This is a genomic window from Tepidiphilus sp. J10, from assembly GCF_006980785.1.
Taxonomy (GTDB): Bacteria; Pseudomonadota; Gammaproteobacteria; order Burkholderiales; family Rhodocyclaceae; genus Tepidiphilus; species Tepidiphilus olei.
Window position 1 is genome coordinate 14410 of the sequence record NZ_SBHP01000004.1, and the last position, 19960, is coordinate 34369.

13 protein-coding genes and 1 tRNA gene are annotated in these 19960 nt (G+C 64.5%); 11 read left to right on the forward strand and 3 right to left on the reverse strand.

Annotated elements, in window-relative coordinates:
• Window positions 1-17: 17 nt before the first annotated feature.
• From EPD81_RS06755 to cas6, 7 genes are read left to right on the forward strand one after another with little or no spacing between them, the layout of a single operon-like run.
• Window positions 18-1196 carry a hypothetical protein gene (locus EPD81_RS06755; RefSeq protein WP_142804698.1) on the forward strand — a complete coding sequence of 393 codons (1179 nt, stop codon included), beginning with the start codon at window positions 18-20 and terminating at the stop codon, window positions 1194-1196.
• A gap of 3 nt (window positions 1197-1199) precedes the next feature.
• On the forward strand, window positions 1200-4283 hold the full coding sequence (gene cas10, locus EPD81_RS06760) for a type III-B CRISPR-associated protein Cas10/Cmr2 (RefSeq protein WP_142804699.1): 3084 nt from the start codon (window positions 1200-1202) through the stop codon (window positions 4281-4283).
• Complete coding sequence (locus EPD81_RS06765) at window positions 4280-5437, forward strand: type III-B CRISPR module-associated Cmr3 family protein (RefSeq protein ID WP_142804700.1); 1158 nt, start codon at window positions 4280-4282, stop codon at window positions 5435-5437. The genes cas10 and EPD81_RS06765 overlap by 4 nt, the downstream gene beginning before the upstream one ends.
• Before the next feature lie 19 nt (window positions 5438-5456).
• Window positions 5457-6392: a type III-B CRISPR module RAMP protein Cmr4 gene (gene cmr4, locus EPD81_RS06770; protein WP_142804701.1), complete on the forward strand. Its 936-nt coding sequence runs from the start codon at window positions 5457-5459 to the stop codon at window positions 6390-6392.
• On the forward strand, window positions 6389-6745 hold the full coding sequence (gene cmr5 / locus EPD81_RS06775) for a type III-B CRISPR module-associated protein Cmr5 (protein WP_142804702.1): 357 nt from the start codon (window positions 6389-6391) through the stop codon (window positions 6743-6745). Before cmr4 ends, cmr5 begins: the two co-directional genes overlap by 4 nt.
• Window positions 6746-6747: 2 nt before the next feature.
• Window positions 6748-8004 carry a type III-B CRISPR module RAMP protein Cmr6 gene (cmr6, locus tag EPD81_RS06780; RefSeq protein ID WP_142804703.1) on the forward strand — a complete coding sequence of 419 codons (1257 nt, stop codon included), beginning with the start codon at window positions 6748-6750 and terminating at the stop codon, window positions 8002-8004.
• Complete coding sequence (cas6, locus tag EPD81_RS06785; RefSeq protein WP_142804704.1) at window positions 8001-8876, forward strand: CRISPR system precrRNA processing endoribonuclease RAMP protein Cas6; 876 nt, start codon at window positions 8001-8003, stop codon at window positions 8874-8876. The genes cmr6 and cas6 overlap by 4 nt, the downstream gene beginning before the upstream one ends.
• A 14-nt stretch (window positions 8877-8890) precedes the next feature.
• Here the strand turns inward: cas6 and EPD81_RS06790 are convergent, their stop codons facing one another.
• On the reverse strand, window positions 8891-10201 hold the full coding sequence (locus EPD81_RS06790) for an AmpG family muropeptide MFS transporter (RefSeq protein WP_142804705.1): 1311 nt from the start codon (window positions 10199-10201) through the stop codon (window positions 8891-8893).
• 345 nt (window positions 10202-10546) lie between these two features.
• On the opposite strand from EPD81_RS06790, the gene EPD81_RS06795 reads away from it, so the two are divergent.
• Complete coding sequence (locus EPD81_RS06795; RefSeq protein WP_142804706.1) at window positions 10547-11395, forward strand: co-chaperone YbbN; 849 nt, start codon at window positions 10547-10549, stop codon at window positions 11393-11395.
• 45 nt (window positions 11396-11440) lie between these two features.
• Here the strand turns inward: EPD81_RS06795 and EPD81_RS06800 are convergent.
• A tRNA-Arg gene (locus EPD81_RS06800) sits at window positions 11441-11517 on the reverse strand.
• Window positions 11518-11670: 153 nt separating this feature from the next.
• Between EPD81_RS06800 and EPD81_RS06805 the strand changes: the two genes are divergently transcribed.
• Both EPD81_RS06805 and EPD81_RS06810 read left to right on the forward strand, forming a co-directional pair.
• The gene (locus tag EPD81_RS06805) at window positions 11671-13422 is read left to right on the forward strand and encodes an autotransporter assembly complex family protein (RefSeq protein WP_142804707.1); all 1752 of its coding nucleotides are present in this window, start codon (window positions 11671-11673) and stop codon (window positions 13420-13422) included.
• Window positions 13422-16604: a translocation/assembly module TamB domain-containing protein gene (locus tag EPD81_RS06810; RefSeq protein ID WP_142804708.1), complete on the forward strand. Its 3183-nt coding sequence runs from the start codon at window positions 13422-13424 to the stop codon at window positions 16602-16604. The genes EPD81_RS06805 and EPD81_RS06810 overlap by 1 nt, the downstream gene beginning before the upstream one ends.
• A gap of 11 nt (window positions 16605-16615) precedes the next feature.
• On the opposite strand, the gene ppsA is transcribed toward EPD81_RS06810, so the two are convergent.
• Entirely contained in the window at window positions 16616-19000 is a 2385-nt protein-coding gene (ppsA, locus tag EPD81_RS06815; RefSeq protein ID WP_142804709.1) for a phosphoenolpyruvate synthase, read from the reverse strand.
• Between the two features lie 107 nt (window positions 19001-19107).
• Here ppsA and EPD81_RS06820 point away from each other — a divergent pair, with 107 nt between their 5' ends.
• On the forward strand, window positions 19108-19947 hold the full coding sequence (locus EPD81_RS06820; RefSeq protein WP_142804710.1) for a pyruvate, water dikinase regulatory protein: 840 nt from the start codon (window positions 19108-19110) through the stop codon (window positions 19945-19947).
• Window positions 19948-19960 lie beyond the last annotated feature (13 nt).

Sequence of the window (19960 nt, forward strand, 5' to 3'; positions counted from 1 at the left end):
TCTTTCTGGAGCCCGACATGACGAAGATGACACAACACCGATTCACCGTGCGCCTGCTCACCCCGGCTTTCCTGGGTGATGCTGAGCAAAGTGCCCGCTGGCGCACGCCCCCTTTCAAACATCTGCTGCGGCAATGGTGGCGGGTGCAATGGGCGGCCGAGCATGGTTTTTCCAACGACATCAGAGCGATGCGACGTGAAGAAGGATTATTGTTCGGCCATGCCTGGTTGAAGGACGATAGGTTCATGCGCGACGGTCGATGGGTGACGACGACGGCGCGCAAGAGTCTGGTGCGCTTGCGGCTGGATCGGTGGGATGAAGGGAAATTGAAGAAAAACTCATGGCCGTCGGACGGCACGGTGTTTCACCCAGAGGTTCAAAATCCTCAAGGACGAGCGATACCAGTCGGCAGTGCGCTTTATCAAGGATTCGGGCCGCTTATCTACGATAAGGATCGCCGCGCAACGACGCTCAAAGCCAACGCCGCTCTCCAGGCGGGCGAATCGGCGGGCTTTGCGCTCGCCGTACCGCAGGATGCGGCGCCGGGCATTGAACGGGCGCTTGCGCTGATGCATCGATTCGGTACGGTTGGCGGGCGCAGCCGCAACGGTTGGGGCTCTTTCGTACTCATACCGGAGAGCGACACTAGCCTGCTGACAGTAAGTCTGCCTCTGCGGCCATGGAAAGATTGCTTGGACCGAGATTGGCCCCATGCCATTGGCACAGATGATAGAGGCCCCTTGATCTGGCAGACTCAACCGCATGAAAATTGGCAAGCGCTCATGCAGACCTTGGCACAGATCAAGATCGGACTGCGCACACAATTCGTTTTTACAACCGGCAGGAACGCCCCTGCCCCTGAAGATCGTCATTGGCTGAGCTATCCCGTAACGAATCACTCGGTTCAGTCGTGGGGTAAGAGCAGCCGTCTGCCCAACACCCTGCATTTCAAGATCCGTGCGCTGCCAAACGGCAAACTCGTCGGCACGATCTTCCACGTTCCCTGTTTGCCGCCGCCACAGTTTCAGCCCAGTCGCAAGGCCATCGAAGGCGTTTGGCAGCGCGTATATGAACTGCTGGACGAGTTATCGCGGGAACCAGGCAAGCGCACCTATGCCTCGATCCAGGACCAGCAGCGCCGCTCGGCGCTCAAGCCCACTCTCGAGCGCCTCCGCCTGCAGCGCGTGAAGGAGTAACCCATGAACGACGACAAGATCTGGGAAACCAAACTCGCGGCCCGTATCCACGACCCCGCCGAAAAAGCGCTCGTGCTGCTGCGCGACCCGGCCGGACACGAGAATGGCACTTCGCTGGCGCTTGCCCGCCTCACGGGGCTCGCCCCCTCGCCGCAGGATCTGGAAGACGCCGCCCTGACGCGCACGGTCCTGCGCCGTGCACTCGAGCCTTCCACCTACGAGCTGATCCGCCGTGCCGACTGGTGGGCTGCGGCCGCCGACCGGCCGCAGTGGCCCCTCGACGAAATCGAAGTACCAACGAAAGACGGAAAACGCAAAACCTTGGCCGTGGCTTCCTGGGCGCAGGTCCATTGGACCAAAAAGCCCATCCTGATCCACCCCTTGAGCGGCGCGCCCCTCGACTTGGGCAGTCTTGTGACGACCGAGATCGAGGCGTTCAAGCAACGTGCCTTCGATCACTTCTCGAGCCTGCTCGTCACGCTCGGCGCCAAGGAAGCGGACGCGCCCGATTGGAAGAAAATCCTGCTCGCTTTCTGGCGTTTCGGCCCGGAGCTCGACGTCACCAATTCGGATGCGGAGGACAATCACCGGGTGGGACCGTTGTGGGGCATGCTGCCGGCCGACACGCGCATACCCGATCACACCATCTGGGATCATCTCGATCTCACCAGCGCCTTTGCCGGCGCTTTTGCCAGCGACCCCGATGGAACGCCGGCGCTACTCTCCTTTTCCCTGGGACCGGTGCAGGAGTTCATTGCCGCCGCGCGCAAGATGGACGACCTGTGGGCCGGTTCGCACCTGCTCTCGCGCTTGTCCTGGGAAGCGATGCGTCCCCTCTGCGAGGCGCTCGGGCCCGATGCCATCCTCTTTCCTCGCTTGCGTGGCATCGCGCTGGTCGATCGCTGGCTGATCCAAAACGAAGGGCTGCCCGCTTCGCTCTTCGAGCATTGCGAATGGCGGCAAGGCGCTACCGACGCCAATCCTCTCTTCGCCGCGGCGCTGCCCAACCGATTCGTCGCCCTGGTGCCGGCTTCCAAGGCCCGGGAACTGGCCGAACGTTGCCGCGATGCGGCGCGCGCCTGGCTGCTCGAACAAGGCTTGGCGAGCGTAGACCGGCTGCTCGAAGCCATCGGTGAGAAAGCGACCGGCGCCGTCCGCCAGGAATTCCAAGCCCACGCCTACGCCCAGGTTCGCGATCAGCTCAAAGGCTTTCCCGAAGTGCACTGGTCGGCGGTCCCCTTTTCGCTCGTGCACTGCCGCGACCCCGAGCGTCAACGCGACCTCGACACTCGCGAGTTGCAGGAGGCCATGGCTCCTTTCTACGGGACGACGCCCGAAGAACCCGCCGGCTTTCTCGCTTCCGACGCCTGGCGGCTTTTGTCCGGCGGCATCGAGCTCACCAGTGACCGAGGAAAACTCACGTTCTTTGCGCCCAATCCCGGCGCGCTCTACCCCGCTTTCTATGAGCTCGGCGAACGGGCGTTGGCCGCGACCAAATCCCTGCGCGCATTCGATCAGCTGGAACAAAGAGGCTGGCGTGATTCGCTCACGGGCGAGTCCGAACCGCTGGCACTGCGCAAGGAAGAGCTCTCCGATCGGCAAAACGACACTTCCCTGTGGGCTCGAGTCGCACAGCGCAAACCCTCCTGGGCCAAAAGGAACGAACGGCTCGGAGCACTCGGGACCATCAAGCGCCTGTGGCCGACCCGCTTTGCCGAGGAAGTCGAGGACGTGCTGCATCATGTGCCGGCGCGCTTCGTCGTCACCACCCACACCATGGCGCTCGCGCATCAGCTCGAGCGCTGGCTCGAAGCCGGCGGCAAAATCGATCCAGCCCTGCGCACCGACATCGAACGGCGTCGCAATCTCGAAGCCGTGGCCTTGCCGCGCCGTCTCGCCCGTCGCTATGGCAAAAATGAAGCATTTCCTTTGGCCGGGTTGCTGCCCGCCCTGCTCGAAGGGCTCGAGGACGAGGCAAACGACGAGGCCGCGGCCAAGGAAGCGGCCGAACGCGAGCGCCTGCTGCGACGGGTGCTGGCTGAAGACGGAAACGAGGCCCCGCTCGAAACCTACTACGCCCTCCTGCTGATGGACGGGGATCGCATGGGCGCGATTCTCTCCGGCGAGGCCGAAGCCGGCACCGCCATCCCCTTTCGCGAGAGTTTCCATCCCCAAGTACGACAAGCCTTCGACGCACGCGCAAGCCAGCATCCCGCGCTCGAGCGCTACGGCAAGCAACGGCGGCCCGTCTCACCCGGCCGGCACCTCGCCATTTCCGCCGCGCTCGGCGATTTCGCCCAGACGGTGGCGCGCCACGTCGTCGAGGAAGAACACCTGGGCCGCATTCTTTATGCCGGCGGCGACGACGTGCTTGCCATGCTGCCAGTGGCCGATGTGCTTTCCTGCGCCCAGCGTTTGCGCCATGCCTATAGCGGCACTCTGCCGGAAGACGCCGACATGGACTGGGGCGACCTCGCCAAAGACCCGGCCGGGTTACACTGCAAGAACGGTTTCGCCTGGTTACGCGGTCGTCTCATGCGCATGATGGGCGAGCGCGCCACGGCCTCCTGTGGGGTGGTCATCGCCCATCACCAGGCCCCCCTGTCGGCGGTGCTGCGCGAGCTGAGGTCGGCCGAGCGGCGCGCCAAGACCGAGGGCGGCCGCAACGCGTTTTCTCTCTCCATTCTCAAGCGCTCGGGCGGCGCGCTGCGCTTCATCGCCCCTTGGGGCGAGCCCCTCGCCCTGCTCCTCGCCCTGCGCGATTTTCTCGCCCACGAAGACGTCTCACGGCGGGCGGTCTATCACACACTCACCTGGCTCGCCGATCTCCCCGACCCGCGCGCCGAACCGCACATGTTCCGCGCCCTGCTCGCCTACCAGTTCGTCCGTCAGTCCGGTCCGGCTTGGCGAGCCCGAGCGAACGAGTTGGCTGAAGGGATCACCCACCTCGCCACGATCTGCCCAGGCGAGGCAGGCAACTGGCTCGCCAACTACCTCGCAGTGGCCGAATTCCTCGCCCGTCAAGTACGGGCACGAACGCCCGCGGGCACTCCGATCCACGCCCATTCGCCTCAGGAGGTCGTATGAGCGCTTTTTTCCTTCGGGCCCTCGATGTCCTGCACTTTCGTGGCAACCAGAGCTTCGGCGACCCCGGCAGCTACGGCCAGACCCAACGTCTGCCCTGGCCCTCGGTGGCATCCGGGGCGCTGCGCTCGGCCCTGCTCGTGCGCAAGGATTTGAAGCCGACGCCGCGCGACGGGTGGACGGAACCCGACCCGGAACTCGGCACGCCCGATTGCCCCGGCCGCTTCACCCTACGCGGCTGGACCCCTGCCTGGCGCAAAGGAACGCACCTCGAACGACTCCTGCCCCTGCCTGCCGATCTCGTGGTGCAGCGCCACGGTCAGGAACTCGTCGTACGCAAGCTTCGCCCCGTGAGCCTGTACCCCAAGCTTGCCACCAGCACTCCCCTGCCGCGCGTGGCGGTACTGGCCGAGACCCGGCGCATCAAGCCCGAGAGCGGCTACTGGCTCGATGAAACCGGCTGGGCTGCCTACGTACGCGGCGAGTCGATCCCGCCGCAGCATCTGGTCTCCGACGAGGCGCTGTGGCGCCTGGACGAGCGCGTCGGCATCGGGCTCGACGAACGGCGCCGCGCCGCAGCCGATGGCAAGCTCTTCTCGCTGCAAGCGCTCGCTCCGCGCCACGACGGCCGCGAAGTCGGTTACCTCGCCGAAACCGAAGGGGCGGCATTCCCCGAGCGCCTGTCCCTGCGTCTGGGCGGAGATGGCCGCGCCGCCATTGCCGAAGCGGTTTCCGTCGATCCGCTGCCGCAACCCGATCCTGACCAGATGCAGCAAGCACGGCGCTGCCGTCTGGTACTCACCACCCCCGGGCTCTTTCCCCACGGCTGGCTTCCCACCGGAGCCGATCCTGCCGAACGCCGCAACGACGGCGCCGTGCGTTTTGCCCTGCATGGCCTGCAGGGCTGGATCGTCGCCGCGGCGCTGCCTCGCGGACAGGTCGTCTCCGGATGGGATCTTGCCCGCTGGCGCCCCAAGACCGCCCTGCGCAGCGTCCCCACGGGCAGCGTCTGGTGGCTCGAGCTCGACGCAGGCATCCCCCCTGAATCCTACGCCAAGCTTGTCGCGCAAGGACTATGGGATGAGGCGCAGTACGATGGAGATCCCCGCCGCGCCGAAGGTTACAACCGTATCGCCTTTGCCCTGTGGAACGATTGACCCGACCAAGGACCGCACCATGTTCGAACGCCATGCCGCCCTCTTCCTCTACGCCGTCAGCCCCGTCCATATGGGCGCCGGGCAAGCCGTCGGCGTCATCGACAACCCCATCCAGCGCGAACGCCACACCAACCACCCCTGCGTTGCCGGTTCCGGCCTCAAAGGGGCGGTACGCCATGCTTGGAAAGCGCTCGCCACCGAGACCTCGGCGATCGAGACGCACCTCACCGCCCTTTTTGGCCCCGAGGCCGGCAGCAATGCACTGCACGCCGGCGCGGTGAGCTTCGGCGATGCCCAACTGGTGGCATTCCCCGTGCGCTCGCACAAAAGCGGTTACGTCTACGCCACCTGTCCCACCGCCCTCGCCCGAGCCCGCCGTCTGCTGAGCCTGCTCGGTCTCACCCCCACCTGGCCCGAGCTGCCGGATCTCGCAGAAGGTCAATGCCTGCTCGCCGACCCGGCGCTGCTCTCCGGCGACAAACTACACCTCGAAGCCTTCGAGTACGACGCCCGGATCAATGAGAAACTCGCCGAACTGGGCACGGCGCTCGCGACCGATGCCTTGCCACCAGCCGGCGGCTCCCCGGATCCGTACACTTTTTTCCGCAACAAACTCGCCCGTCACCTCGTGGTCCTCGAAGACGGTGATTTCGCCTACTTCGCCGAGAATGCCACCCTGGTGGAGACCCACGTGCGCATCGACGATGACACCGGCACCGCGTCCGACGGCGGACTCTTCTACACCGAAAACCTCCCCCCCGAGAGCCTGCTGCTCGCGCCGGTGCTCGCGAGCCGCACCCGCACCGGCGGCGAAGAGCTCGGAGCCGACGACGTGATGGAACAACTGCGCACCGCGCTCGATGGCCGCCTGCTGCAAATCGGCGGAGATGCCACCACCGGCCGCGGCCTGGTGCTCGCCCGCGTGCTCGACCAACGGCAGGAGGGATCACGATGAAAGAGACGCTCGAACAACGGCGCGCGCGCCATGCCTGGCAAAAAGCCCAGGAAGGGATCCAGCAACATGGCAAGGACTACGTCAACGTCGCCAAGGGTCTGCCCGCCCTCATCATGAATTCCGGGCTGATGCAGACGCTCGCCTTCTTGCACCAGAAAGGAGGCGCGCACGAGCAGCTGGCCATGCATTTGCGCGACTGGCTCCATGACCATCTCCGTACTCCCCGCGATTTCGAAAACTGCATGCAAGCGTTCTTCGAAGCCTCGCCCCGCGACTTCCAACGAATCACCACCGAGTCCTTGGCCTGGCTGAAGTGGCTGCGCCAGATGGCAAGCGCCCAGCAAGGAGACTGATCATGCCTCTTGCCGCCGTCCCCCGTTATCTGGGGCAGGATTTCAGTCAGGCTTCTTCCGGCCTGCGCTTCGGCCTCTATCTCCCGATCTGGACCGACCGTTGGAACAAGAACGATGCCGCCGCGCGCGATGCTTGGCGGCAGGTCACACGGCTGAGCGCCGGCGAGGGCGAGGTGATGGAGGCCATCAACCAGCGATTCGATGCGCTAGCCTCCACCCTGCCCGACTCGTCCCGTCTGCGGCTCGAAGCCGTGTCCACCGCCCCCTTCACCACGGGGCTGGGCAACGAGCATCCGCTGGAGAACGGGTTCGCCTTCCTCTTCCCCTACGGCATTCCCTACCTGGCCGGCAGTGGCGTCAAAGGCGTGTTGCGCCGGGCAGCACAAGAGCTCGCCCGCGGCGACTGGGGCGAGGACACCCCCTGGTTTGGACTGGATCGGCCTTCCTTCACGCTGAAATCACGAAACCTCTCCCTGTCCGTGATCGACGTGCTCTTCGGCCGCGAACCCGCCGCAGGGGACGGTGAACACGTTCGCGGAGCACTCGACTTCTGGGACGTGGTTCCGCTCATCGAAGGGAATTCCCTCCTCGTCGAGATCATGACGCCGCACCAATCCCATTACTACCAAGATGGCGAACCCCCGCACGAATGCGCCGACCCCATTCCCATCCCCTTTCTCACGCTCGCCCCGGGCGCACGCTTCGTCTTTCGCCTACGCTGCCACACCGCACACCTCGCTCGGCTCACCCGCGAGCCCCGTCCTGACGCCCCCTCGCTGCTCGCCGTCGATGGCGAAGGCAAGGCGCGGTGGCAGGCACTCCTGGAAGTCGCCTTCGCGCACGCCTTCGACTGGCTCGGTTTCGGCGCCAAAACCTCCGTGGGCTACGGCGCGATGCAGCGGGACCCTGCCGCCGAAGCCAAACACTACGCCCAAGAGCAAGCCACCAGAGAAGCGGCGCGCAAGCAAGCCGAAATAGAATCCTTGTCACCCCAGCGCCAACGTATCCAAGCCTTCATCGACTACGCCGAGAAGGAACTGGCGCGTTCCCCTCGCCCCAAGAGCAAGATCGGGCAACCAGACTACCAAGAAGCCCAGAAACTCGCCAAGGACGCTCTGGCCCCCGAGTGGAGCCCCGAGGATCGCGCCGCTGCCCGGCAAGCAATCGAAACCTACCTTCCCCGCCTTGCGGATATCTCTCTCAAGGACATCCGCAAGAAGCTCGAACTCGACAAACTCGCTCCACCAACCCAACAATGAGCCCAATGCTCCACCTGCGCGTGCCCGTGCGGCTCGTCCAGCCCCCCCGCGGCCGATTTCTCGGCAATGAGCTGCGCGGTGCTTTCGGCCAAGCCTTGCGGCGGCTCTCCTGCCTCACGGCAGCGCCTTCCTGTGAAGGTTGCCCGGTGCGCCGGCGCTGTGCTTATGGCGTGGTCTTCGATCCCGAAGCTCCCCCCGCTCCCCTACACCCCTCCCTGCGCGACGGCATTCCAGCCTACGTGGTGGAGCCACCCCCCTATGCCCCCCGATCGGTGCAAGAACCGATCGTTTTTGCCCTCACCTTGCTGCCACCGGCGATTCCCCACGCCGACATCATCGAGCGGGCGCTGCGCCGGGCCTGGGGTAACCACCCCCGCCTGTGCAGCGGCTGCCAGGCGAACGGGCCGATCGAGCGAACACTCTTGCCTCCGGCAAGGGAACTGCCGGAGGAAACGATCGGCGAGCGCCTCGTACTCGAATTCGACACCCCCCTGCGTGTCGAGCAGCACGGCTCGGTGGTTGCCGATGCCAAACGGCTACGTCCGGCCGACCTCGCCCGCCTGCTCGTGCGCCGGCTGCAGCAATGGGATCAGCTCAGCGGCGAGCGCCTATCTACCCTCACCGCCGACCCTACCCTCTGGCAGGCGATCACGATCGACGCACGCGGCCTCTTCCCCGTCGACCTGCACCGCTACAGTCGCAGCCAAGGGCGCAGTCATCCGCTCGGCGGACTGCTCGGCCCCCTCGAAGTGCATGGCCCCCGCGAAAGCCTGCGCACCCTGCTGCCTCTGCTCAGGCACGCTGAACGCCTGCACCTGGGCAAGCGCACTGCGTTCGGGCTGGGGCGGTTCCGCCTGCGTTGGTCCGGATAAGTTTTCCGTGATGCTCATTCCCCGTTTTTCCACCCGATGATGGGGCAATCGCTTCCGCCTCGTCGCGCCGAAGCCGGGGAACAACGACGCCAAGGCGCGACCCTCCCGAGCAAGAGCATCCCCGGCACGGCCAGCGCCACGCAGCAGAAGAAGAAACTCACCCAACCCAGGTGCTCGGCGAGTACGCCGGCAAAGGCATTGACCACGGTGCGCGGCACGGCGGCAAGGCTCGTGAAGAGCGCGAACTGCGTGGCGGTGTAGGCCGGATGGGTGGCGCGTGCGATGAAGGCGGTAAAGGCCGCCGTGCCCAGGCCCACGCCCAGGTATTCGGCGGAGATCACGCCGGCGAGCGCGGCGCGCTCGAAGGTGCCGATGTGCGCAAAAGGGCCGAGCCAGGCGAGCCAGGCAAAACCGAGGATGGTGAGCATCTGCACCAGGCCGAAGAGCCACAGGGCGCGATCGATACCGATGCGTGCCATCCACAGCCCGCCCGCCAAGCCGCCGAGAATGGCTGGCCACAGACCGGCGTGCTTGGCGATCAGGCCGATGTCGGTCTTGCCGTAGCCCATGTCCAGGTAAAACGGCGTCGACAAGGCGGTGGCAAGCGAGTCGCCCAGCTTGTAGAAGAACAGGAAAGCCAGGATCCACAACGCATCGCGCCAGCCGCGTCGGCCGATGAATTCCTGCCAGGGTTCGATGCAGGCCGCCCGCAGGGTGTGCGGCCGGTCGACGATGGCCGGTTCGCGGATGAAGAGCGCCATCGCCATGCCCGGCAGCACGAACAGCGCCGTGATCCAGAAGACCACATTCCATGGCAGGTGGTCGGCGAGGATCAGCGACAGCGAACCGGGAACGAGGCCGGCGAGCCGGTAGGCATTGACATGCACGGCATTGCCCAAGCCCAATTCCGCCTCGGCGAGCAGTTCGCGGCGAAAGGCATCGAGCGCCACATCCTGAGTGGCGGAACAGAGCGCCACCAGCGCGGCGAGGCAGGAAATAGCGAAAATGTGCGTCCGCGGATCGAAACCGCCCAGGCCGCCGATGCAAAACAAGAGGCCGATCTGGGTGATCAGCATCCAGCCGCGCCGCCGGCCGAGCGGTGGTGCGAAACGGTCGAGCAGGGGCGACCAGAGGAATTTCCAGGTATAGGGAAACTGGATCAGGGCGAAGAAGCCGATGGTCGTGAGATCGACGCCTTCGCTGCGCAGCCAAGCGGGCAGCAGATTGACGAGCAGGTAGAGCGGCAGCCCCGAGGCAAAGCCGGTGAAGACGCAGACCAGCATCTTGCGGGTGAGGAGCGGGGCAAGCCAGGCGGGCGCGGTCATGGGGTAGTCAGCCGAACGGAACACACATTATGCCGCTGCAAAAGCGGTGTTGCGCAAACACGATTCTTGTTCAGCCTCGCCCCCGGCTGGGCATTGGTGCTGGGTGTCGATCCGAGGCTCTCCGGCGACACCGTAGCGGCGATTTTCGGATTTGGTCGACGCCCTGCGCACCCTCGTGTTGCCTGGCGGATTCCAAGGTTTTTGGACTATGATGGAGCTGGGCGTGCTCTGTGCTTTGCATTCGTTTTCATCCTTGTCGCAGCCAGGTTTCATCCTCATATGGGCATATCCGGCGCTCAATGAGCTCTCCCTGTCATCCTTTGTCGAACATCAGGAAAGGAAACGATGAGTCAATTTTCTTTCGACGTCGACGAACGTACTTTTCCCGCTCTCGTACTCGAACGCTCACACGAGGTTCCCGTCTTGGTCGACTTCTGGGCGCCATGGTGTGGCCCCTGTCGGGTACTCAAGCCCATCCTGGAAAAGCTGTCCGAGGAATACGGTGGCCGTTTCCTGCTCGCCAAGGTGAATTCAGACGAGAACCCGGCGCTCGCCGCTCGCTACGGCGTGCGCGGCATACCCAACGTCAAGGCGTTTCGCCATGGCGAACTGGTCGACGAATTCACCGGAGCGATGCCGGAGCGGGCGGTACGAGAATTCATCGAGCGACTGCTCCCCTCGCCAGCCGACGATCTACTGCGCGAGGCAGCGCAGCTACGCGGACGCGGCGACTTGGCTGCCGCCCTGCAGCGCCTGGAAGCCGCAGCGGCACTCGCACCAGAGGACGATGAAGTCAAACGCGCGTTGGCAGAGGTGCTGATCGAGCTCGGCCGACTCGAAGAGGCCCAAGCGCAGCTCGATGCCATCTCTACGCCTGGGCGACTCGACGAGGCGACCAAACGGCTCATCACGCGACTCGAATTCGCCCGCGCGGCGGCGGAAGACGAAATGGCGCTACGCGAGCGCCTCGCCCGCAACCCCTACGACATGGAAGCGCGACTGCGGCTTGCCAAACATCTGGTGGCAGCGGGGCACTATGCGCAAGGAATGGATGAATTGCTGGAGATGATTCGTCGCGACCGACGCTGGAACGACGAGGCAGCGCGCAAGACGCTGCTTTCCGTGTTCGAGCTGCTGGGAGATGACCCGCTCGTGGCCGAGTATCGGCGCAAGCTGGCAAGCGTGCTCTATTGAGGAAAAAAACCCGAAGCCGCGCCGGCGGCTCCGGGTTCCGATTCTTGGCGCGCCCGGCAGGATTCGAACCCACGACCCCCTGGTTCGTAGCCAGGTACTCTATCCAACTGAGCTACGGGCGCGCAACGGAGATTGAAATTATAGCCATTCTCCGATGCATGTCAAGCTTCCGGCAACGCTTCGTTTCGCGAACGAACACTCCCTCGTGAGTTGCCACCGGGTTATCATCGCCCTCATCGTCCGTTTGGAGCCGCATCATCGACGCGCCGTATCGTTTGCCGATTCTGGCCGCCTTGGTCGTGTTCTTCGCCGTGCTCTTTCCGCGCCATGCCGTGCCAGCCCAACCAGATGCCGCGCCTTCTCGCTTGCGCGTCGTCGGCCTAGAAGCACACCCAGAATTGGCTGCCAACGTGATGAAGCTGGCGCCCCCCTCGAGCCTTGCGTGCGATGCCCCCGAAGTGCGCTGGCGCGCCTATCTGCGCGAAGCGCGCGCCGCGGCTACGTCGGCGCTGCGCGCCTTGGGGCATTTCAACGCGACGATCGAGGCCGATTTGGAGCACACCGAGGACTGCAAACGGCCCGTGTTGCGAATCGAGCCGGGCCCGCCCACGCTCATCGATGTGCTGGAGGTGGAGATCGAAGGCGAATTCGCACGAGATCCGATGATACGGCGTTATCTCGACGAGCTTCCGCTGGCAAAGGGCTCGCGATTGCATCAGGGGCTCTATGAAGAGATCCGCGACACGCTGCTCAATCGCGCCCGTTCGGCAGGCTATCTCGACGCGCACTACCGGCGGCGCGAACTCTGGGTGGATCCCGCGACGAACACGGCCCGCATCGGCTTACACTTGGACTCGGGACCACGCTATTACTTTGGGACGATCCGCGTCGAGCAAGACATCTTGGACGAAGACTTCGTCGCGCGCTTGTTGCCGGTGACCCAAGGCGACCCATACTACGGCGAGGCGCTGGCCGAGATCTACCGCAATCTGAGCGCCAGTGGTTATTTCGCCGAGGTGCGCATCGACCCGCTCACCGAGCAACGCCAGGCGCAGACCGTGCCCGTCGACGTCGCACTCACGCCCAACAAGCGCACCGCCTACGGCCTGCGTGTCGGGTTCGCCACCGATACCGGACCGCGACTGGGAGCAGACGCGACGCGACGCTGGGTCAATCGCCGCGGGCATCAGTGGAAGGGCAACGTGGAGTTCTCTCCGCGGCTGCAGCACATCGAGAGCAACTACACCATTCCGGGGCGCTCGCCACTGACCGATTCGCTCGACTTATACACCCGCCTCGACCGGGAAGACGCCAACGACATCATCTCCGACTCGGCCCGGCTGGGGGCTCAGTACGCGCGTTTGCGTAATGGGTGGACGCAGGCGCTCTTTGGTGAGTATCGTTACGAGCGTACCGAGTATGGCCGGCAGCCACGACGAGGAGACGGTTTCGTGCTCGCCGGCGTCAAGCTCGGGCATCGCCGATTCGACGATCCACTCTTTCCCACTCGAGGGCATTCTCTGGACTTCACCCTGCAAGGCGCGAGCGAGGCACTCTTGAGTGCCACCGACTTCGTGCAGATCGTGACGCGTGGGGTAGGCGCGCATTCCGTGGGACGTTTCATCTTCAAAGGGCGGATGGATCTAGGGCTCACGTGGATGGATGAATTCGCACGGCTGCCGAAATCCTTGCGCTTCTTCGCTGGAGGAGACAATTCGGTGCGCGGCTACGGGTTCGAGAAAATCGGCCCCCGAGACGAGCGTGGTCAGGTGGTGGGAGGGCGCTACCTCTTTACGGTGAGCGCCGAAGTGATGCACCCGATTCACGCCAACAACTGGTACGGTGCCCTTTTCGTCGACAGCGGCGACGCCTTCGACGGGCGTAGCGACCTGAATCTGAAGACGGGCGTGGGAGTAGGCGTGCGCTGGCGCTCACCGCTGGGACTGGTGCGCCTGGACGTGGCCTACCCCCTCGACATGGATTCGCCTTCTCCTCGTTTGCACGTCGGTATCGGAGCCTCGTTCTGATGGCGGCACGGAAACACTGGATACGGCTGGCGCGCTCCTTTTCCTGGGCGCTGGGTTTGCTCGTACCGGGGATTTTCTTCGCCCTCGCCTGGGTGTTCTTCACCACCAGCGGCACCCAGATCGTAGTACGGATGGGGGTACGCCTGATTCCGGAGCTCAGGATCGAGGCGGTCGAAGGCTCCCTATGGCAAGGAATGCGCCTGAAGGGGGTGGCGTACGATGACGACGCCGGTCTGAGGGTGACGGCGCAGGAAATCGTCTTGGCCGTGGATTGGCCTGCACTGCGCGCGCCGCTCGCCCGCTTGCGTACGCTCGCCTTGACGGGAGTACGGGTCGATCTGCCCCAGGGCGAAGCGCAGACGAACGAAGACGAGCCCTTCGTCCTGCCTGTCTTCACCTTGCCCGCCCCACCGCTGCCCGTGTCGCTACCGGCCATCGACGTGGCATCGCTGCTCGTGCGCTTGCCTTCCGGAGAAACGCTCGAGTTCGCGTCGATCGGAGCCCGGTTACGCTGGGAGGCCGACGGGGCAATTTTCTATCATGCCCGCCTCGACGGCCTGGCAGGAGAAGTGAGCGGCGTGCATTTCGCCGAACTAGGGGCCACCGTCTCGGGCGACGGGCAGCGTTTCCGGATGGATGATCTCGCTGGCACCATCCTGGGTGCACGCATTTCGGCTCGCCTCGATGCCGAACCACGAGACGAGGGTATCGCCTGGGATGCCGCCATGGAACTCTCGGCTGTGGACCTGGCGGCCCTGCGACCCTGGTTGGCATCCCCACTGAACGGATCGATCGGCGCGAAATTGACGACTCGGGGTTACTGGGGCACAGCGCCGCTGGCGGTGCAGCTATCGGTTTCCGAGCTGAATGGTGCAATCGAAGGACGTCCCCTCGCCGGACGGATGGAACTCGACCTCGAAGGCGACCGCTTGCGTCTGCGGCCGGCCGAACTCACCTTGGGTGAGAACTCGGTTTGGCTGGAAGGCACCGCCAGCCCGCCTTTCGACCTTGCCTATCGGCTACGGCTGCCGCAACTGGCAGCCCTGCCGCTACCCGGCGGACTCATTCCCCCGATTCAGGGATCGCTTGCGGGCGAAGGGCGGATCGCAGGAACCTTGGATCGACCCGAGGTGAAGGGGCAGCTCGAAGGGCGTGCGCTGTCCTTGGCGGAGTGGACCCTGGCCGCTTTCTCGCTCCGAGCCGAGGTCCGGCAAGATCGCCTGGAGCTTGCTACCACACTCCGTGATTTGAAGGGAGCTGGCAGACATGTGCGCTCGGCGAGCCTCTCTGCTCGAGGGCGGATGGCGGGGCACGCCCTCACCCTCACACTCGATAGCGACGTGGGCCGAGTCGCCTTGGGCCTGCAGGGCGCCTTGCAGGAAAATCGCTGGAACGGCACGCTCGAGCGGCTGATCCTGAACGGCACCCCAGGCGGGGACTGGCACCTGAAAGCGCCCGCTTCGCTGCGCATGCACGCCTTGCGGGTCTCTCTGAGACCGGCTTGCTTCGCCCCGACCAACTTGCCTTTCGCGGCCTCGGCAGAGACGCTGCGCAAGAGCGAACTCTGTCTTATGGCGGAAACGAAGGCTGACGGCCAGCAGCGTGCCCTGCTCGAGGCCACGCTGCCCTTGGCGCTCCTCGACGCGCTCCTACCGCCCACCTTGAGCTTACCGTCGTCGTCGGCCTCGCTCCGGGCCGAGGCGGAACTGGGGCCGACCCCGGAGCTGAATGTGCAAGTGCACGTTCCCGACGATGAAGTGCACCTACACGCTCCCGCCTCCCAACCGCTCGCTCTACCCTATCGTGACGTCGCCGCCCACCTGACGGTACGAGACAAACGCTTGAAGCTCGAGTTTACTGGCACGCTCACCCAACGCCTCTTCCTGGAAGGGAACATTCAGGCGCAGCTGGAAGGGCGTCGGTCGCTGGAAGGGCTCTTGTCGGTGCGTGCGCCGCAGCTTTCCTGGCTGGGCGAATTCGCCCCCGAGCAAATCGCGCTCGACGGTTCGCTCGATGGCTCGGTGCGCATGAGCGGAACCGTGGACACGCCCCTTCCACAAGCGGAATTCGTGCTCGATCTATCCCGGCTGGAATTGCCCCCCACGGGCGTGCGCTACGTCGATGGCCGCTTGCACCTGAGGGTGGATCCCTCCCGCCGGGTTGCCCTCGAAGGCAGCCTCGCCGGGGCGAGCGGCGGGTCGTTGCATCTGAACGGCGTCGCGCTGCTCGCCGATCTGCCCCAGTGGCAGGCACGGCTCGATCTCCAAGGAGAAGCGCTGCCCGTGCTCCGTACGCCCGAACTCACGGTGGATGCCAGCCCGAACTTGCGTTTGACGGCCGACGAACGCATGGCGCTCCTTCGCGGCCATTTGTTGCTGCCCCGGGCCGAAGCCAAGATCCGTACCCTTCCCGAAGGCGCCGTGAAGGAGAGCGCGGATCTGCGAGTCGTCGGCCAAAGTCCGCCCCCTGCTCCCTACCCCCTCGGTGTCGATGTAGACGTGGTGCTGGGAGAGCGGGTCTCGTTGGAAGGGTTCGGTTTTTCTACCAAACTTTCCGGCAACCTTCGCCTTCGTGGGGATGGCCATTTGCCGCTTGCCGCCTTCGGCGAAGTCTCGCTGCGAGAGGGGCGCTACGAGGCCTATGGCCAAGCGCTGCAGATCGCCCGCGGACGGCTCCTCTTTACCGGCGCTCTCGACAACCCCATCCTCGAAGTACGCGCCGAACGCACGGTCGGTGCGTATCTTGCGGGATTGGAACTACTGGGCAGCCTGCAACAACCCCGCAGCCGAGTCTATGCCCAACCCGCGTTGCCCGAAGCCGAGGCCTTGAGCTTACTGCTCACGGGACATCGTCTGTCTCAGGTGCGTGGAGGTGAAGCACAGCTCCTGCTCGGCGCCCTCTCCAGCCTGGGCGTGAACCGTGGGGAACAGATCGCGCGCGAGATCGGACTGGCCTTGGGCTTGGATGAAGTGGGACTGTCGAACGGGTCGGGAAACGGCAGCAGCCAGCTCACCTTGGGCAAACGCCTGGGGCCCGACTTATTGGTGCGCTACGCCATCGGCGTGACCGACGGCGTAGGCAAAGTGATCACGGAGTATCGCTTGAGTCGCCACCTGCGCATCGAGCTCTTCTCGAGCCCGACGTCACAGGGAGGCGATTTGATCTATCGCATCGAGCGCTGATCGAGCGAGGCTCAGCGAGCCTCGGCGCCCTCTCGGCGTCGCGCACCGAGCTTGAACCAGGTGTCGATGACGGTGTCGGGATTGAGCGAGATCGTTTGGATACCGCGCTCCATCAGCCATTCAGCCAGATCTGGATGATCCGACGGCCCCTGACCACAGATGCCGACGTATTTGCCGAGCCGGTTGCAGGCATCGATCGCCATGCCGAGCAGGACTTGCACCGCCGGATCGCGTTCGTCGAAGGATTCGGCCACTAGCCCCGAGTCGCGATCCAGGCCCAGCGTGAGCTGGGTGAGGTCGTTCGAACCGATGGAGAACCCGTCGAAGTGCTCGAGAAACGCCTCTGCGAGCAGCGCGTTCGAGGGAATCTCGCACATCATGATGAGCTCGAGCCCGTTCTTGCCGCGCTCGAGCTCGTTGGCCGCCAGGAGCTTGACCACACGCTCCGCCTCGCCCACTGTGCGCACGAAGGGGATCATCACTTTGACGTTGGTGAGCCCCATCTCGTCGCGCACTTTCTTCACCGCCTCGCATTCCATCTCGAAGCATTCGCGGAAACTCGGCGCAATGTAGCGCGCCGCGCCGCGAAAGCCCAACATGGGGTTTTCTTCCTCGGGCTCGTAGATCTCGCCGCCCAGGAGCTTGCGGTACTCGTTCGATTTGAAATCCGACAGGCGCACGATCACCGGCTGCGGATAGAACGCGGCGGCGATGGTGGCGATGCCTTCGGCGAGCTTCTCGACGTAGAAGGCGCGCGGGCTGGCGTAACCGCGGGCACGGCGAGCGATCTCCTCACGCAGCTTGGCCGAAATTTGGTCGAATTCGAGGATGGCCCGCGGATGCACGCCGATGACGTTGTTGATGACGAACTCCACCCGGGCGAGACCCACGCCGGCGTTGGGGATCTGGGCGAACTCGAAGGCGAGTTCGGGATTACCCACGTTCATCATGATCTTGACCGGCAGCTCGGGCAGCGTTCCGAGGTCGGTGCGTTGTACTTCGAAGTCGAGCTTGCCACGATAGACGTAGCCGGTATCCCCTTCGGCGCAGGAGACCGTGACCACTTCCCCTTCCTGTAGCACTTCGGTGGCGTTGCCGCAGCCGACGATGGCGGGGATCCCCAATTCGCGGGCGATGATGGCGGCGTGGCAGGTACGCCCGCCGCGGTTGGTGACGATGGCGGCGGCGCGTTTCATCACCGGCTCCCAGTTGGGGTCGGTCATGTCGGTGACGAGCACGTCGCCTGGCTGCACGCGGTCCATCTGGCTGGGGTCGGTGACGATGCGCACCGGTCCCACGCCGACTTTCTGCCCGATGGCGCGCCCATGCACCAGCGCCTTGCCGTGCTGCTTGAGGCGGTATTTCTCCATGACGCGGCCGCTTTCCTGCGACTTCACCGTCTCGGGACGCGCCTGCAAGATGTAGATCTTGCCGTCGATGCCGTCCTTGCCCCATTCGATGTCCATGGGACGGCCATAGTGGCGTTCGATGACGACGGCGTAGCGAGCGAGCTCGAGGATGTCGGCGTCTTCGAGGCAGAAGCGGTTGCGATCGGATTCGGGCACGTCGACCACTTTCACGCGCACGCCCTCTCCCGGTTCGCCGAAGACCATCTTGATGAGCTTGGAGCCGAGATTGCGGCGAATGATGGAGGGCTTTCCCTGCATGAGGGTGGGTTTATGGACATAGAATTCGTCGGGGTTGACGGCCCCTTGCACTACCATCTCGCCCAAGCCATAAGAGGCGGTGATGAAGACGACGTCGCGAAAACCGGATTCGGTGTCGATGGTAAACATCACGCCGGAGGCACCCACGTCGGAGCGCACCATGCGCTGCACGCCGGCCGAAAGCGCGACTTCGGCGTGGCGGAATCCTTTGTGCACACGGTAGGCGATCGCCCGATCGTTGTAGAGCGAGGCGAAGACTTCCTTGATGGCATGCAGGATGTTCTCGATACCGGAGACGTTCAAGAGCGTTTCTTGCTGGCCGGCGAAGGAGGCATCGGGCAGATCCTCGGCGGTGGCCGACGAGCGCACGGCGAAACTCGCCCCTTCGCCCTCGCGCGCGACGAGTTCGGCGTACGCGGCGCGAATCTGGGCTTCGAACTCGGCAGGAAAAGGCGTCTCCATGATCCAGCGGCGGATCTCGGCGCCGGTCTTGGCCAGCGCCGTGACGTCGTCCACGTCGAGCGCATCGAGCGCATCGTGGATGCGCTGCGCGAGGCCATTTTGCGCGAGGAACAGGCGGTAGGCCTCGGCGGTGGTGGCGAAACCGCCCGGCACGCGCACGTCCGCAGGCAGCTGGCTGATCATCTCGCCGAGCGAAGCGTTCTTGCCGCCGACGATGCCGACGTCGGTCATGCGCAGCTCGTTGAAGGGGATCACGTATCGAGTCATCGTAGCCTTTCCTGAGTTCGTGAGGCACGGAAAGATGGTATTCTAAGCGTTTTCTTCCGTTTTGGTAAGCACGAGACGTCCGCCCGGCGCCTGCATCCCTTCTGCCCATGCTCGAATCCACCAAGCGTACCGTGTTTTACGTGTCCGATGGCACCGGCATCACCGCCGAGACGCTCGGTCACAGTCTGCTCGCGCAATTCCCCGATCTGGACTACGACGAAGTACGCGCCCCCTTCATCGATGCACCGGAGAAGGCGAGCGACCTCGTCGAGCGAATCCAGCGCGTGAAGCGGCGCACGGGAATACGTCCCATCGTCTTCAGCACCCTGGTGCAACCTGCCGTCGTGGCCGTACTGCACCGGGCCGAAGCGCACATCGTCGATCTGTTCGGCACCTTTCTCGGACCGCTCGAGCGCGAGCTGGGCATGCCGAGCACGCACGCGGTGGGGCGTTTCCACGGCATCCTCGACAATCGCAGCTACCAGCGCCGGATCGAGGCGATCAACTTCGCTCTCTCGCACGACGACGGAATCGTGCAGGACGGCACGCTCGACGACGCCGACATCATCCTCATCGGGGTATCCCGTTCGGGAAAGACGCCGACGAGCCTGTACCTGGCCATGCAGTATGCGGTGAAGGCGGCCAATTACCCCCTCATCCCCGAGGATTTCGAGCGCAAAGCCCTGCCGGCGCCGCTCAAGACCCATCGACGCAAGCTCTTCGGCCTGACGATCGCCCCGGAGCGTCTGGCGCAGATCCGCGAGGAGCGACGTCCCAACAGCGTCTATGCTTCATTGGAGAACTGCCGCAAGGAAGTGGAAGAAGCCTTGGCGCTGATGCGCCGCGAAGGGATTCCATGGATCGATTCGACGACCAAATCGATCGAGGAAATCGCTGCCGTGATCATGCAGCACCTGCAAAAAATGCAAAAATACGCCGATCTGTGAGACGGGTTTTTGG